14 protein-coding genes are annotated in these 16,218 nt (G+C 55.0%); 2 read left to right on the top strand and 12 right to left on the bottom strand.

Annotation, left to right across the window (positions count from 1 at the left end; translation table 11 throughout):
• Positions 1 to 55: 55 nt before the first annotated feature.
• From LOS79_RS15570 to LOS79_RS15605, 8 genes are all read right to left on the bottom strand, one after another.
• Positions 56 to 1,675, bottom strand: a complete 1,620-nt coding sequence (locus tag LOS79_RS15570) for a hypothetical protein (RefSeq protein ID WP_315421425.1) — start codon at positions 1,673 to 1,675, stop codon at positions 56 to 58.
• Entirely contained in the window at positions 1,659 to 2,366 is a 708-nt protein-coding gene (locus LOS79_RS15575) for an ABC transporter ATP-binding protein (protein WP_315421427.1), read from the bottom strand. The genes LOS79_RS15570 and LOS79_RS15575 overlap by 17 nt, the downstream gene beginning before the upstream one ends.
• A 105-nt stretch (positions 2,367 to 2,471) precedes the next feature.
• Entirely contained in the window at positions 2,472 to 4,031 is a 1,560-nt protein-coding gene (locus LOS79_RS15580) for a flotillin lipid rafts scaffold protein FloT (RefSeq protein ID WP_315421430.1), read from the bottom strand.
• Positions 4,031 to 4,567, bottom strand: a complete 537-nt coding sequence (locus LOS79_RS15585) for an NfeD family membrane protein (protein WP_315421432.1) — start codon at positions 4,565 to 4,567, stop codon at positions 4,031 to 4,033. The genes LOS79_RS15580 and LOS79_RS15585 overlap by 1 nt, the downstream gene beginning before the upstream one ends.
• Before the next feature lie 179 nt (positions 4,568 to 4,746).
• The gene (locus LOS79_RS15590; protein ID WP_315421434.1) at positions 4,747 to 5,910 is read right to left on the bottom strand and encodes an iron-containing alcohol dehydrogenase; all 1,164 of its coding nucleotides are present in this window, start codon (positions 5,908 to 5,910) and stop codon (positions 4,747 to 4,749) included.
• Between the two features lie 201 nt (positions 5,911 to 6,111).
• Entirely contained in the window at positions 6,112 to 7,695 is a 1,584-nt protein-coding gene (locus LOS79_RS15595) for a UDP-glucose--hexose-1-phosphate uridylyltransferase (protein WP_315421436.1), read from the bottom strand.
• A gap of 105 nt (positions 7,696 to 7,800) precedes the next feature.
• The gene (gene galE / locus LOS79_RS15600; RefSeq protein ID WP_315421437.1) at positions 7,801 to 8,787 is read right to left on the bottom strand and encodes a UDP-glucose 4-epimerase GalE; all 987 of its coding nucleotides are present in this window, start codon (positions 8,785 to 8,787) and stop codon (positions 7,801 to 7,803) included.
• Between the two features lies 1 nt (position 8,788).
• Positions 8,789 to 9,967: a galactokinase gene (locus LOS79_RS15605; protein WP_315421439.1), complete on the bottom strand. Its 1,179-nt coding sequence runs from the start codon at positions 9,965 to 9,967 to the stop codon at positions 8,789 to 8,791.
• 235 nt (positions 9,968 to 10,202) lie between these two features.
• Between LOS79_RS15605 and LOS79_RS15610 the strand changes: the two genes are divergently transcribed.
• Positions 10,203 to 11,060, top strand: a complete 858-nt coding sequence (locus tag LOS79_RS15610; protein WP_315422253.1) for an AraC family transcriptional regulator — start codon at positions 10,203 to 10,205, stop codon at positions 11,058 to 11,060.
• A gap of 94 nt (positions 11,061 to 11,154) precedes the next feature.
• On the opposite strand, the gene mgrA is transcribed toward LOS79_RS15610, so the two are convergent.
• The 4 genes from mgrA to LOS79_RS15630 all read right to left on the bottom strand — a co-directional run bounded on the left by mgrA (position 11,155) and on the right by LOS79_RS15630 (position 14,623).
• On the bottom strand, positions 11,155 to 12,159 hold the full coding sequence (gene mgrA / locus LOS79_RS15615) for an L-glyceraldehyde 3-phosphate reductase (RefSeq protein ID WP_315421442.1): 1,005 nt from the start codon (positions 12,157 to 12,159) through the stop codon (positions 11,155 to 11,157).
• Positions 12,160 to 12,256: 97 nt separating this feature from the next.
• On the bottom strand, positions 12,257 to 13,000 hold the full coding sequence (locus tag LOS79_RS15620; RefSeq protein WP_315421445.1) for an NAD-dependent protein deacylase: 744 nt from the start codon (positions 12,998 to 13,000) through the stop codon (positions 12,257 to 12,259).
• Positions 13,001 to 13,035: 35 nt separating this feature from the next.
• Complete coding sequence (locus tag LOS79_RS15625) at positions 13,036 to 13,806, bottom strand: HAD family hydrolase (protein ID WP_315421447.1); 771 nt, start codon at positions 13,804 to 13,806, stop codon at positions 13,036 to 13,038.
• A 67-nt stretch (positions 13,807 to 13,873) separates the two neighbouring features.
• A complete protein-coding gene (locus LOS79_RS15630) occupies positions 13,874 to 14,623 on the bottom strand; it encodes an alpha/beta hydrolase (protein ID WP_315421449.1) in 750 nt (249 codons plus the stop codon).
• Positions 14,624 to 14,833: 210 nt separating this feature from the next.
• Between LOS79_RS15630 and LOS79_RS15635 the strand changes: the two genes are divergently transcribed.
• On the top strand, positions 14,834 to 15,874 hold the full coding sequence (locus LOS79_RS15635) for an acyltransferase family protein (RefSeq protein ID WP_315421451.1): 1,041 nt from the start codon (positions 14,834 to 14,836) through the stop codon (positions 15,872 to 15,874).
• The last annotated feature ends 344 nt before the right edge of the window (positions 15,875 to 16,218 follow it).

Below are 16,218 nucleotides of genomic sequence, written 5' to 3' on the forward strand. Positions count from 1 at the left end.
ACTATCATAACATCAAGATTCTGATAATAGAAGTGTGCAGGAGCAGTGCTGGCGGTCATTTCACGCGGAACGTTCTGCTGGAGAACTTATAGACCAGAATCAGGGCAACCAGCATATAGAGGGCGGCAGACAACACAACGATCAGGGCGAAATTCCCCAGGCTGCTCTCAAACTGCATGCCCACAATGGTGGCAGCCACTACAATGCTGTTCACAATCGTGAAGAACGGATTCTTGACATTGAGCTCAGTGCTGTAAGGCTGGAAGATATAGTACATGAACAAATGGTGAACAGAGAAGAACAGGGATAACGCGAGTATAGTCACGCAAAAGAAAGCAGCATCCGCCGCGCCCCAGCGTTCCCCCGACAGCAGTATCAGCACATTCACTGCAGCACAGATCGCTGCTGCCGGAATCAGATTCAGCAGGCTGATCCGAAGCAGCCGTATCCGGAAATTGCTTAAGACCGCAGAGCGTTCACGGTAAAAGCTGTAACGCAGCAGGCTGAGATCGCAGTTGTAGAACATGGCTTTACAGACACGCTCCCCGATCGAGGTGTAATTCATGATCAGCAGGAAAGTAGGCAATGCACTGATCAGATAATGCGCAAGCTTGGTAAAAGCGGGTTCCGACAGCAGCAGCGTCAGCAGGCCAGCGGCAAACAGCACACCGATGATACCCAGCCGCAGCCGCACCGGCTTGGTCAGAAACCGCCGGTGGCGTTTGAAGAAGATTGCATTAAGGTAAGCATAGCCGCTCTTCGCCGCAAACTGCCCGTGATTCCCCGGCTCTGAAGCAGCATCTTCGCGGATTGCCACCTCCTTCTCGCGCGCCTCCTTCATCATCCTGCCCATATCCAGCAGCGGATCATCAATCTTCGTAACGGCATCCACTGCATTCCGGTACCCCTGATAACGGGCAAGATAGAGTGCACAGGCCGCTCCCGGCAAGATTACCGCAAGGACTACAGGGAGATTAAAAAGCATCCGGCTGTCCACTACCGCAAATCCCGCAATCAGCGGCACAAAGGCCAGGAGATAGCCGGCTCCGGCCGCACTCAGGACCCAGCTGTTTTTTTTGACCACCACAATGCCGTACTTGTCGAATATCACCAAATGCAGCGCTTCACAGCCGATACGCCAGAAGGTCAGCAGCAGCGCCAGCAGGACTCCATGCCAGGGCGGAGCGCCAAGCAGGCCCCCGAACACCAGCATCGCCGGGATAAAAGTAACCGGAAAGCTAATGCCGCGAAGCGCCAGCGTAGCACGCATATATCTGTCGGCCGGCAGCCGCATCAGCTTCACGAATATGTATTTATCACGTTTAGGCTCCAGAATAATCGCACTGGAAACCGCTGCAACCAGAAAGCTCAAACAGATTATAATTTGTAAATATAGCTTGTACTGCACCGGCTCAGCCAGATCTTCACCAAGCAGTTTGACAGGCAAATAGACGACAATGCCCAAATACAGAAATTTGGTTAAGAATGCCCAGATTACCTTCAGGATATAGACAAATACGGATAGTGTCTTCTTAAGTGCAGTCTCAGCATAAATTGAAGCCGGCATCAGCTTGCCGAGACCGGGAATGGCCCTGAAATAGAACATCAGCCGGTTCGCGCCAGACATCCCGCGGATTTCCAGAATCCCCTTCAGCGTGCTAATCATGATGCTCATCCTTCAGCAGTGCAATAATCTGCTCCTCGAATTCCGGACTATGGAGCGTTTCTGCCGGGATCTCCTGGAGTGTGCCGTTATTCAGCACAACCAGCTCATCGCAGAGATCAGCGGCCAGCTGCAGAATATGGGTGGAGAAAATAATAATATGATTCTGCTTCATCTCCCGCAGCAGCTTCTTGATCTCCAGTGCCACCACCACATCAAAGGAGGTGAGCGGCTCATCCAGGAGAATCAGCGGCGGACGGGAAATGATGAAGCAGAGCATTTGAATTTTGTTCTTCATCCCGTGGGAATAGCCTTTGATCAGGCGGTGCCGGTCTTCTTCCTGGAAGCGGATAATATTGAAATAATCCTCGATGCTCCGGCCGGAATCAATCTTATCCTTGTTGATGTCCATGTAGAACTTCACAAATTCATACCCTGTCAGGAAATCCGGCAGGATCGGCAAGGAGAACACGTAGCCGATCTCCTCCTCCAGCAGGGGCAGGCTCACTTCTTTACGCCGCAGGAATGCCCCGCCGCTGTCCATACGGATCTCACCGCTCAGGCAATTGAACAAAGAGGTTTTGCCGGCGCCGTTGCGGCCCAGTAGCCCGTAAATCTTGCCCTGCTCAAAGGTGAAATCAATTCCCTTCAGTACTTCCTTGCCGTCAAAGCTCTTGCGTATATTATCCAGAATAAGCTCCATAACGCACCTCCGTTTCGACTATCATAACTAGAATATATACTTTATGAAAATAAAAAAGGTATGACAGGCGGTGAATGCTGCCAGCCATACCTCTTTGCACGGTGCTTATTCCTCTGGATGTTTAAGCGGTGCTGCCGGTACTACAGCCGGACCGGGTTTAACGGAAAGCGGGGTTACAGGGGCCGGCGTTTGCTCAGCCGTTGCCGTCTTCCCTTTGGTCAGACCTTTGATCAGCGCCTCCACATCGATGCCGGACACACTCTTCAGCATTTCAGGCGCTGTTGCCATCAGCTGGGTCACATAGTTGCTGACCCGGGCCGCACCTTCACCATTACCGGTGTCCACTACCGTCAGCTTATCGATAGATGCCAGCGGCTCGGCGATTTTACCGGCCAGCTCAGGCAGCATTTTGACAATAATATCGAGTACCGCCGCTTCGCCGAATTTCTGGAATGCTTCCGCCAGCTTCTCTTTGGCTTCCGCTTCTGCCAGACCGCGCAGCCGGATGACCTCGGCCTCCGCTTTACCTTTAGCCAGCTCGGCATCCGCGACCGCCTGGCCTTCCAGGCGTTTCTGCTCGGAGGTTGCCTTCGCCTGAGTCTCGATGCTGTACTGCAGCGCATCAGCTTCACGCATCCGCTTGGCCTTGTCGGCTTCCGCCGCCTGCTCCACTGCGTAGCGGTCCGCTTCTGCCTTCTTCTTCACTTCCGCATCATACTGCTTCTCGCGTACCTGGATTTCCTTGGCCTGCAGATCAATTTCGCGCTCCTTGCGGACCAGCTCTACCTTCATCTGCTCTTCAACCACCGTCTGCTTGGCACGCGCCTCCTGGATGTGATACGCCTGATCCGCTTCCGCTTTGGCTGTATCCTGATCGCGCTTGAAGGCAGCAACCTTGAGCTGGTTCTCCTTGGAGGCTTCCGCAATATTCGTATCGCGCAACAGCTCTGCCTTCTGCCCCTGCTCTTCGGCATTAGCCTTCTGAATCCGCGCATCCCGGACAGCTTCGGCTTCGGCAATCTCTGCGTCCCGCTTCACCGCAGCAATCCGCGGCTTACCAAGCGCATCCAGATAACCGTGCTTGTCACGGACATCCTTGATGGTGAAGGACACAATCTGCAGCCCCATCTTCTTCAAATCACGGGCTGCAACACCCTGCACCTCCTGGGCGAAACGGTCACGGTTACGGTAGACCTCTTCTACCGTCATCGAGCCGAGAATGGCCCGCAGATGGCCTTCCAGTACCTCCTGCGCTTCACTCTTCAGCGCATCAATCGGCTTGCCCATGAACTGCTCGGCGGCCGTTGCCACATCCTCAGTAGAGCTGCCCACCTTGATGATGGCTACACCGTCGGCGATGACCGGCACGCCCTGCTCCGTGTATACCTCCGGTGTCGTCACGTCGAGCTTATGGGAAAGCAGCGACATGAACTCCGCTTTCTGAAAGATCGGCAGAATGAAAGCACCGCCGCCGCGGACAATTTTGATTTTGCGGCCGGAGCCGTCGTCGGAGATATGATTGTTGCCCAGGAACGAGCCGGTGACAATCATCCCCTCGTCAGGCCCTACCGTTTTGTAGCGCGCCCAGAATGCAATCCCGAGTACAAATAATACAGCAATAACCACTGCGGGAATTAACAGGGCTTCAGGAATAATATCGAACATTAAGAATCCACTCCTCTTCTCTCTTCGAATTCGGACACCAAAGCTACACCTTCGCGTACCTCCACAACGACAACCTTAATTCCTGCCGGAAGCGGATGCTGTTCAAAGCTGGCCGCTGTATGCAGGCTGTTGCCTGCACCAAACTTCACCATAATCTCCCCGTAACCCGCGGCGGGAACCGGAATCGTAACCTCACCGATTCTCCCCGGCAGCTCGTTCATGGAGAACCCGTTCGACATTTCGCTGTTCTTCATCGGCTTGACGACTGCCAGATACATTACCATTCCCGTAAAAGCCGCAATCAGCAGGGACAAGGCAAGAATTGCTCCATCTTCCAGCCCGCTATAGCGGCTAAGCAGCACTCCGGCTCCGCCGAACACCGTGACGCCTCCCGCCAGGATGGCCGGGTTGACGAAATCAAAGGATACGAAGTCAAAGACCCCGTGCAGAGCACCTCCGATCAGATCACCTACAAGTACGCTGACTACAGCAAAAAGGACGCCCAGCACCAAACAGCCCAAATACAGCGTTTGCATGTTTGTCTCCTCCCGTCTTTACTTCCGGACTGTCATACTAGTATAAACGCAAAAACCATGTCCTTGGTTTCACAAACTTGGAGATTAATCTCAATATTGTATGTCAGGCGGAGCGTTTAAATACAAAAGCCGCTCCCGTGATGCAGGAGCGGCTAAGTCTATTGCGGATCAGGCCTGAATTACAAGGCCATTATATAGATCTCAACTACATCTTCACGCTGCAGCTTGCGGAAGTTGCCGAACGGGCCGAAGCGGACCGCCTTGTCAGCCATGCTGCCGATCTCACTGCCGTCGATGTCGTAGTCGCCAAGGGTTTTAGGCGCACCGATGGAATCCCAGAAGCTGCGGAGCGCTTCAATGCCTTCGAGGCCGACTTCTTCATCGCTTCTTCCGGCAGGATCAATACCGAAGACATTCACTGCCAGCTGGCGGAAACGGGCAGGATTCGTGCTGAGGTTGTACTTCATCCATTGCGGGAACAGAATCGCCAGGCCTCCGCCATGGGGAATATCATACACGGCTGATACAGCATGCTCAATATTATGCGTAGCCCAGTCGCCGGCAAAGCCCATGCTGACCATGCCGTTCAGAGCCATCGTTCCGCAATACATAATCGTCTCACGCAGCTCATAGTTGTTCAGGTCCTCAATCAGCTTCGGCGCCGTCTCGATCACGGTGCGCAGCAGCGTTTCACAGAAGCCGTCCTGTACCGGAGTATTACCGTCGGTATGGAAATAGTGCTCCAGGGTATGGGACATGATGTCCACCATACCGTAGACCGTCTGGTCCCGCGGCAGGGAGAAGGTGTTCTCCGGATCAAGGATCGAGAAGGCCGGATAGGCATATACGCTGCCCCAGCCCATTTTTTCCTTCGTCACTTCATTGGTGATAACCGAGCCGCTGTTCATTTCTGAGCCGGTAGCCGCCATAGTCAGCACTGTTCCGAGCGGAAGAGCACCTTGAGGCGCTGCCTTGCGCTCTACGAAATCCCACATATCCCCGTCATATTTCGCTCCGACAGCTACAGCCTTTGCACAATCCAGCACGCTGCCGCCGCCGACCGCAAGAATCAGCTCAATGCCGTGTTCGCGGCACAGCTCTACGCCTTTATGTACGGTAGACAGGCGCGGGTTAGGCTCTACTCCGGCTAATTCTGTAACGGTTGCTCCGATGGCGTTCAGCTCGGCCAAGACATTGTCGTACAGGCCGCTGCGCTTGATGCTGCCGCCGCCGTACATCAGCAGGACGCTCCTGCCGTACTTCGGCACTTCAGTCCGCAGTGCCTGCAGGGTGCCTTGTCCAAAGATCAGCTTGGTCGGATTATAAAATTCAAACTTGCGCATATGGGTAAACCTCCATGAGTATATGAATGTGAAGCACCTGTCTATTATAGACCTCCGGTCATCTGCATTCAAATCCGGGAATATGCCCTATTCTCCGGCAGGTGAATTGCGCGTTAGTGTTATCCATAAAAAATGCCCCCGCCGTCACTCCGGCAAGGGCATTTCATTTTTTCATATTGCAAAGGTGAAGTCAGCGCATGCTCAGTTGAACCCACAGCTGTTCACGAACCGGCGGAAGGCCGCCTGGCCTTCCGGCGTACGCTTGTAGACTCCGGCATGCTCCAGAATCTCCGCGAACTTGAGGCCTACCTCGTTCTGCACGGTCTTCACCGCTTCCTCGCGGGTGAGAGCTGTGCCGAACCGGCCGGCCAGCTCGGTGATCCAGGATGAATGCTGTGCAAGCGCATGGCCTGCACCTTCGGTCTGCACCGCCTCCAGCAGCGCAGTGTCTCCGGCGAGCACTCCGGCAACTGCATCCAGCTCTTCCTTGAGGCGTCCCGGCAGAATCGCCAGACCCATCACCTCAATCAGACCGATGTTCTCCTTCTTGATATGGTGCATTTCCCGGTGCGGATGGAAAATCCCTTCGGGATACTCTTCGCTGGTCCGGTTGTTGCGCAGCACCAGATCCATCTCATAGCCGCCGTCTTCAGCCCGGCGCACGATCGGCGTAACCGTATTATGCGGTACGCTCTCTCCGGCTTCGTTGCTGAAAGCCAGTACATCCGCATCCGGATCGCTGTAGGCTTTCCAGGACTCATAAATGTTGTTGCCGGCCTCCAGCAGTACCGCTGAATCTGCTGCATGCATCCGCAGCACCGACATCGGCCATTTCACGATGCTTAAAGAGACGCCGGGATACGAAGCATGTGTGAAGGTATCCTCCTTCGGCGCTTTCTGGATCGGGAACGTATGGCGTCCGCCCTGGAAGTGGTCATGCGTCAGAATGGACCCGCCGACAATCGGCAGATCGGCATTGGAGCCGATGAAATAATGCGGGAAGGCTTCCACAAAGCTGAGCAGGCGCTTCAGCGTATCCTTCGTCAGCTTCATCGGCACATGATCGTGGTGGAACACGATGCAATGCTCGTTATAGTACACATACGGCGAGTATTGGAAGAACCACTTCTCCCCGTTCATCGCCAGCGGAATAACACGCAGGTTCTGGCGCGGCGGGTGGTTGACCCGGCCGGCATAGCCCACATTCTCACGGCAGAGCTGGCATTTCGGATAGACCGGCGGCGGGAGCAGCCGGGCCATGGCGATTTCCTTCGGACTCTTCTCCGGCTTGGAGAGATTGATCGTCATTTCGATATCCCCGTACGGCGAATTCTGCAGCCAGTATACATTCTTGGCCACCCGGTCCATACGGATGTAGTTGGAATCAATGCTCAGCTTGTAAAAACGGTCCGTAGCCGCCTGAATCCCCTGCTCCGCCTGAACTGCGGCAAACGCTGCATTCACCTCGGACGGACGGGCCATCAGCAGGCCCATAATCTTGGCGTCCAGCAGATCGCGGTACGTATCGGTATTCTCGGGGATCAGCCCGGTCTCATACCCGTAGTCGATCAGCTGGTCCAGCGGGGCCTGCGGGCTCTCAAGCGGAGCCTCGGCAAACTCGCCGGCATACGGCTCACTGAAGCCGAACTGGTCCAGCAGCTCATTGCGGCTGTAGTCAACATCTGCAGGCTGTATCAGATCTTTATGCTGAGCGAACAGGACCAGCTGCTCAATCGCATACAATGCCTTCTCCCCGGCAGCCGCGGTAATCTTCTCGTTCTGCATTTCAATTCTCCTTATGTGGTGAAGCTTAATTTACTTCATGTTTAGGTTGTCCAGAAGCCCTTCAGCGCAGCTTGCATCCGGTGAAACCGCCGAAGCCGCTTTGGCTTATTCGCCGTATCCCTGCGGATTCGCTGAATGCCAGTTCCAGGCGCTTTGAATAATCCCTTCCAGATCGGCATGCTGCGGATCCCAGCCCAGAACCGTGCGGGCCTTGGCGGAGGAAGCAATCAGTACCGCCGGATCGCCGGCGCGGCGCTCCTGAACCACAACCGGAATGTCGAGCCCGGTAACCTTCTTCGCTGTCTCAATGACCTGCTTCACCGAGAAGCCCAGGCCGTTGCCCAGGTTGAACACATTGCTCGCGCTGCCGCTGCGCAGGTAATTAACCGCGCGGATATGCGCATCTGCCAGATCGCTGACGTGGATATAGTCGCGTACGCAGGTGCCGTCTTCTGTCGGATAGTCTTCACCGAAGACCGCGATGTTCTCCCGCTGCTTCAGTGCAGCCTGCAGTACCAGCGGAATCAGGTGGCTTTCCGGACGGTGGTCTTCGCCGATTTTGCCGCTGGCATGGGCGCCAGCAGCATTGAAGTAGCGCAGTGCCACATATTTGATGCCAAGCACCTTGTCGAACCAGGCCATCATGCGCTCCATGGTCAGCTTGGTTTCCCCGTACACATTCGCCGGCTCGGTGCGGTCGGTTTCTTCAATCGGCACCTTCTCCGGTTCGCCGTAGGTTGCGGCTGTCGAGGAGAAGACGATTTTATCCACTCCCGCATGCTGCATAGCCTCAAGTAAACACTGGGTACCGTATACGTTATTATCGTAATATTTCACCGGGTCCTTCATGCTCTCGCCTACCAGGGAGCTGGCAGCGAAATGGATTACCGCTTCAATGCTGTTCTCGGAGAACAGCTTCGCCAGCAGCTCCTTGTCGCGCAGATCACCTTCATACAGCTTGCCGCCCAGCAGCGCCTCACGGTGCCCGGTCAGCAGATTGTCGATAACAACAACCTCTTCGCCGCGCTCCAGCAGTTCAGCTACTGTGTGGGAACCGATATACCCTGCTCCGCCTGTTACAAGTATCGCCATCTTACTTCACTCCTTTCAGTTCTTCCACGCCGTTACCGATGCCGCATACATAGAATTCGCCGGTCAGGCCGGTTCTGTTCTTGTAGGCTTCGCCCACTTCAGCAATGAACCGCTGTACATCATCCTTGTGCACCAGCGATACCGTACATCCGCCGAATCCCGCACCGGTCATCCGCGAGCCGAGTGTTCCCGGAATACGCTGTGCTTCCTCAACCATGACATCCAGCTCTTCGCAGCTGACTTCATACAGGTCGCGGAGCGAGACGTGGGAGTCATTCATATAGAGTCCGAATTGCTTCAGGTCGTTATTCTTAAGTACTTCAACCGAGTCGAGCACACGCTGGTTCTCTTCCACCACATGACGGGCCCGCGCTCTGACGGTTTCGTTCGTGATTTTATCCTGATGCAGCGCGAACTCATCCGGTTTGATCTCCGCCAGGAAGGACAGGGAAGGAAGCTCCTTCTGCAAAATAGCCAGAGCCTCGTCGCATTCACTGCGGCGCTCATTGTACTTGGAGTCCACCAGGCCGCGCTTCTTGTTCGTATTGCTGATAATCAGCTTATAATCACCTGTTACAAAAGGAACCAGGCTGTATTCCAGCGTGTCGCACATCAGCAGGATTGCCTGGTCGCGCTTGCCGTTGGCTACGGCGAACTGGTCCATAATCCCGGAGTTAACGCCGACATACTGGTTCTCGGCACGCTGGGACAGAAGAGCAATCTCTACAGTATCTGTATCTCCGCCAAGCAGCGTCAGGAAGGCGAAGCCGGTCACTACTTCGATCGAAGCGGACGAGGACAAGCCGGAGCCGTTCGGGATTTCACCGTGGAACAACAGGTCGTAACCGCCGGATACCGGAAGATCCTTCTTGGCCAGCTCAACCATTACGCCAACCGGATAATCAACCCATTCGCCGGTTTTGGCTTTGCCGATATCAGCGAAGTCAATGGATGCCTCATAAGGGAAATTCGTTGATGCGAATTGAACTTTACCGTCGCCCCGCGGGCGTACAATCAGTGTGGTCCCGAAATCCAGTGCTGCCGGGAAAACATAACCGCCGTTATAGTCCAGATGCTCTCCGATGAGATTCACGCGGCCTGGTGCGTAGAAGACCCGTGCTTCTTCTGTGCTCTCCCCGTATTTCTCGATAAATGTACTGTTAAGTTCCTGTATGCTCATTATTGCCACTCCATCCTTTCGCTGCTTGCGCCGCGGCTTTGGTATTCATCTTGCGTCCTTCATGCTTACATTATAATAAAATCAGACTTGCCCTGATAATGCAATCATGTGTGTAATGCATGGACAAATGTGACTTCTGCTCACTCTGAGGTTATACTGGAAAGGAAAGGTATTCCCGACGCTCCCCCGTCCGCAGGGCAATGGCAGCGTTATACTCAGGAAAGGCGGGCTTACACTGGAACATACCTATTCCGTAGGATCAAATCCTGTCTATTACGAGCAGCAGCCGCTGCATGTGCTGTTCGCCGGCGAGAGCCAGACGCTTCCGGTGCATCAGGCGGGCCCCAAAATCTACGATTACTATCTGCTTCATTATATCGAATCCGGCTGCGGGGTCTTCCGGACCGAGCAGCGTAAATATGAGCTGGGAGCCGGCGACTGCTTCCTGATTCACCCGGGGCAGCTGGTCAGCTATGTATCAGACAAGCACCGGCCCTGGCGGTACCGCTGGGCCGCCTTCACCGGCGCCGATGCCGGGCGGCTTGCGCAGCAGGCCGGATTCTCTCCCGGGGAGCCCGTGCTGTCTACGGCGGAAGGCAGTGTGATTCCCGGTGCACTCGCGGGAATGATGTCCGCCTTCTATGCGAACAAGGAGAGCGGGCACCTGACCTCGCTTGGGCAGCTCTACCTGATCGCCGGTGAAGCAGCTGACCTGCTCATGGCTTCCGCCCCGCTTCCCGGCGCCGGGTCGCAGGTGAAGCGTACCGTGAAGCAGATGATCAGCTACATGGCCTCACAGTATGCCCATCCGGTCTCCATTGAACAAATGTGTGCGACGCTCGGTTATAACCGCGCCTATCTGTCGCGTATCTTCAAGCAGGAGACCGGCATTTCGCCGGTAACGTATCTGCTGAAGCTGCGGATCGAGAAGTCACGCCAGCTGCTGCGTGAACGCCCGGAGCTGTCGGTGGAGCAGGTTGCGGCCTCGGTCGGCCTGACCGATGCGCTGTACTTCTCCCGCCAGTTCAAGCGCTTTTGCACCCAGTCACCCAGCGCCTACCGCCTCGCGAATGCCAATCGCGGGAAAAAGTAGGCCCAAGACGAACAGCCCGTCTCCGGAACCGGATGCGGGCTGTTCGCTTTTGAAATACAGCTGTAAAGGCTTATCAATAGAATACTCCAGCGTCTCAGACATCACTGCCCGTTCCAAGGATCGTTTCGATCCGCTCCAGCTCTTCGCTGGTGAAATCACTGTGAGTCAGTGCGGCTATATTCTCCTCAATCTGGCTTACTTTGCTTGCACCAATCAGAGCTGAAGTCACCTTACCGGCGCGCAGTGTCCAGAGCAGCGCAAACTGGGCCAGACTCTGGCCGCGCGCGACAGCCATCTGGTTGAGCGCATGGATTTTGCGCAGCACCTCCGGTGTAATCCCGTTCTCGTTAAGGAAGACGGAAGGTCCGGCCGCCCGGGAATCCCCGGGAATGCCGTTCAGGTATTTATTGGTCAAGAGCCCCTGGGCCAGCGGAGTGAAGGCAATACTGCCGACGCCATGCTCCTCCAGCACATCCTGAAGCCCGCCTTCTATCCAGCGGTCCAGCATGGAGTAGCGCGGCTGATGAATCAGAAGCGGTGTGCCAAGCTCCTTAAGTATAGCTATAGCCTGCTGTGTCTGCTCTGCCGTGTAGTTGGACAAACCGATATAAAGGGCTTTGCCTGAGCGTACAGCATAGTCCAGCGCACCCATAGTTTCCTCCAGCGGCGTTTCCGGGTCAGGGCGGTGGGAATAGAAGATATCCACATAATCCAGTCCCAGCCGCTTCAAGCTCTGATCCAGGCTGGAGAGCATATATTTTCGTGAACCCCATTCCCCGTAAGGGCCGGGCCACATATAATATCCCGCCTTGGTCGAGATCACCATCTCGTCGCGGTAAGGCGACAAGTCACGGGCAAGCACCTGGCCGAACAGCTCTTCCGCCGAACCTGCCGGAGGGCCGTAATTATTCGCCAGATCGAAATGGGTAATGCCAAGATCGAAAGCACGGGTAATCATCTCGCGGCCGTTCTCATACTTGTCATTGCCGCCAAAATTATGCCAAAGCCCCAGTGAGATAGCCGGAAGCTTCAGGCCGGATCTGCCGGTCCGGTTGTAACGCATGACTTCATACCGTTCATCGCTGGCCACATATACCACTATTCATCCCTGCCTCTCGTTTCCTTGGTTGCTGCAATACCCTATTTATAAACGCCGGACAGACTTTGTAATCGTACCTGCCCCAGACAATTTATGACTACCGGCCAAGCAGCTCCTGTATTCTGCCCAGCACATCGCCGATCCGGTCTGTAATAATCAGATCGGCCTGATGATCGTAGGGCGTCGGATCACCGTTCAGCAGTACCGTATGCCGCCCCTGGAAATAGGTAATCAGGCTTGCGGCCGGCTGGACGGTAAGCGAAGTCCCTCCGATAATAAGCAGATCTGCCGCAGCAATCGCTGCTACCGCCTCCACCAGTACATCATGATCCAGCGCTTCCTCATAGAGCACCACATCCGGCTTGATGATACCGCCGCATTCCGGGCAGCGGGGTACAGCATCCGCCTGCTCCAGCACCTGCTCGAGCCCGTAGTATCTCCGGCAGCTCATACAGTGATTGCGGTGGACCGAGCCGTGCAGCTCCAGCACACGGCGGCTGCCGGCCAGCTGGTGCAGGCCGTCGATATTTTGCGTAATCACAGCCTGCAGTTTGCCTTGCGCCTCCAGTTCAGCCAGCAGCAGGTGGGCTCCGTTCGGTTTAGCCTCCGGATGGATCATCTTGCTGCGGTAGAAATCAAAAAAAATGTCCGGTGTGGACATAAAAAAGCTGCGGCTAAGCATCACTTCCGGCGGATAAGGCGAATTATGCTGCGTCTGATACAGCCCGGCTGCCGAACGGAAATCCGGTATACCGCTCTCCGTAGACGTTCCTGCGCCGCCGAAAAAAACAATATTCCCGCTGTCTTCAATCCAGGCAGCCAGCTGCTCCAATTGATTCATAGTCATCACAAGTTTCCCTTCTGCATGGAATGTCTTCAGCATGTAAGGCGGAGCTGGCCGTAGCCGGTAATCACAATATCCGCATCCAGCAGGTGAGCGGTATCCCCGTCTGCAGCAATGCCTACGGCCAGCCTCAGGCCGGCGCCTTTGCCAAGCTGCATATCCGCATTGCTGTCGCCGATAATCACTGTCTCCTCCGGCAGCAGGCCGAGCTCCCGGCAGGCCAGCTCAGCCATTTCAGGCGCCGGCTTGCCGTGCTTAACCCTGTCTCTGGTAACAACGGTGCCGAATAACCCGGCGAGCCCAAGCCATTCCAGCTGCTCCAGGGTAGTAACAGACTGGTCGGAGGTTACTACGCCAAGCTTCACAGAGGCTGCAGTGCACTGCGCAAGAAACGGCAGCAGGCCCTGCACCGCTACTGCAGTCCGCCGGCGGCGGAGCTCCGCCATCGCCTCCTTGGCTAGAGCGGTTACCCTCATGACCGCTTCGTTCCAGGGAACGCCGGCAGTGTACAGCTGCCAGGCCAGAATTCCGGTTGTTTCTTCGGCGGTTGCCATCGGCAGCGGCCCGGCAGGATCGTACCCGGTAACGCGCCCGGCGGAATCATGGGCCGTTCCCAGTACATGAGCAAGGTGTGCTGCTGAAGCGGGCCTGCCGTCAATCAGCGTCAGCATGCTGCCGAGACCTTCCAGCATAAGGTCCGCCCACCTTCCCCAGGTGGCAAGCAGATCCAGCAGCGTTCCATCCTTGTCAAACAGAATGCCGCTGCAGGGAACAGACAGCCCGTTAATATGCAATACAGCCATTTATACACCCCTAACCAGCTCTTACAGCTGCTGCAGTCATTCTGGAGCCGCTGTGAAAGCCGCCTGTTCATTTGGACTGGCGCAAATTCCCGATCCAGTCCAGCATCGCCCGCGCGGTACGGCTCTGCTGCTCTTCCTCGGATATAGTGGCCGTTCCGTCCCCCTTTTGCGGGCCATAGCTGCCATACTGGGCATGATTGCCGCCCGGAATAGACACATAGACCGTGTTGCCCGGAATGTAGGCGCGCCCTTTGTTATAGCTGTCCTGGTCAACCACTTCATCCTCAGTGCCGAGCACCGACAGTACTGACAGCGTTGTATCCTTCAGGCTGCCCTTCTCATCCGGGTACGAAGCCAGAAAAAAAACGCCTTCCAGCTGGTCGGCATGTTCTGCGGCAAAGCGTGAAGCCATCACGCCGCCAAGCGAGTGGCCGCCAAGCACAAAGGATTGTGACGGATGAACACGGATAATCTCTTCCGCAGCATCACCCTTGATGACCGCCAGATTCAGCGGCATTCTGGCGATATAGAACGGGTGGCCGGCTGCGGCAATCTTCTTGGCCAGCGGAGCATAAGCCTCTGCCTCTACCAGTGCGCCAGGATAAAAAATCACAGCGGTACCCAGGGTAACCGCAGGCTCAAACGAGATCCAGTTGTCATTCTGTTCCACGGAGACCCCTCCGGCGGATACAAGTGCCGACTCGGCTCTTTCCGCCGGCTGATACGGAGTCAGATATCTCCATATAAACACTCCGGCAATCATCAGAATCAATACAATTCCCGTGAAAACACGGCGTTTGGTAAGGACTTTTCTCATAGTGTTCACTCCCGAATACTGCATACAGAAAATTATAGAGGAATCAATGAATTCTAACAACCTTCAAGACATCGCCACAATTAAGCGCTCTGATAGCGCTTACTATTGTGATGTATTTCACAATTTATTTATCGAAAATCGTGTATTTTAAAATTAAAGTATTAATCAGTAGACAACACGCATTTACCGCAATCAGATGGAGGTAACGCCATGACCCGGGATAGCCTGCTTGCCACGCGCGGGGAAACTTTTTTCCTCAATTTGCGCTTCATGCTTATTGTTACTGTATTTGTGGCCAATGCGGTCGAACCCCTGATTGGTGACATGAGCGGGCTTCACGCCCTTTACCAGTGGATCTTCAGCTTTCATATGCCGCTGTTTGTGCTTGTGACCGGGTACTTTGCCCGTCAGAGCCTGTACGGAACAGCCGGCCGCAGAGTGCTGCTGCAGATCGGACTGCAATACGTTATTTTTCAGAGTCTCTATTCGCTGCTTGATGTTTCCTTCTTCCATGTAACTAACATTCATCACTCCTTCTTCGCTCCTTATCTGCTGCTGTGGTTCCTGGCTAGCCACGCCTTCTGGCGCCTGCTGATGCTCGGGATGAGCCGCTGGTCACGGGGGGCACAGTTTACCTTTGCCTTAATCGCAGGTGTAGCCGTGGGATATCTGCAGCTCGACGGCGTCTGGTTCAGCATCAGCCGCACCTTTGTGTATCTGCCGTTTTTTATTCTAGGATACCATTTCTCGTTCGCAGCTTTTGTCAAGATGTATCAGCGTTATGTTAAAATTACGGCCGCGGCCGTTTCCGTTGCACTGCTAGTATTAGCCGGCCTGATCGGCCATATTCTTCCGCTCGGCTGGATGTATGGCAGCATGACTTATATGCAGCTCGGTGCCGGTGAATGGTATGCCGGCGTGTTCCGGCTCGCGATGTATGTCCTGCAATTTGCCTCATCACTGGCATTTCTCGGCCTGGTGCCCTTTGCAGCGAGCCGCATGACCGAGCTTGGCCGCCGCACACTGTACGTCTTCCTCCTTCACGGGCTCGTTGTCCGCGCAGCTGCCGCTTCCGGCGTGTATGCTTATATCGGCAATGCTGCCGATGCCGCTGTCCTGCTGGCCTGCGCCTTATCCTGCACCGTGCTGCTGGCCCACCCAGCCGTCAAACGCCTGCTCAATCCGCTGGTTGAGCCGCCGGTGGAATGGATGCTCTCTCTGCGCAGAGCCGCTGTCCGGCGTTCGCTTTAGGAATGGATTTGCTCAAGCTTACTTATATTAATGAGGTATAGGAGCCTGTTCCGTCCGTGGCAGGCTTTTTTGACATTCCAGCATGAAGCCGTTTACAGCTGTCCGCCGGATGAAGACTGCGACAAACTTCACATTGGGCGGTAGAAAAAAGAGGATTTTTGTGATAGACTCTCTATTAACATTCGTGTAACAATCCGCTTGTTTTTTATAGAAACGGCTCCGCCCTCCTTCTGATTTCTGCAAGAAGCTGGACCCTGATCCTTCTATAAACCGCAGACCCGCAACTCCCAGGATTGCAATGCGTTAATGCGGCAATATATTTGTTTCGCAAAATACAGCTGAGA

Source organism: Paenibacillus sp. MMS20-IR301 (assembly GCF_032302195.1).
Taxonomy (GTDB): Bacteria; Bacillota; Bacilli; order Paenibacillales; family Paenibacillaceae; genus Paenibacillus_AQ.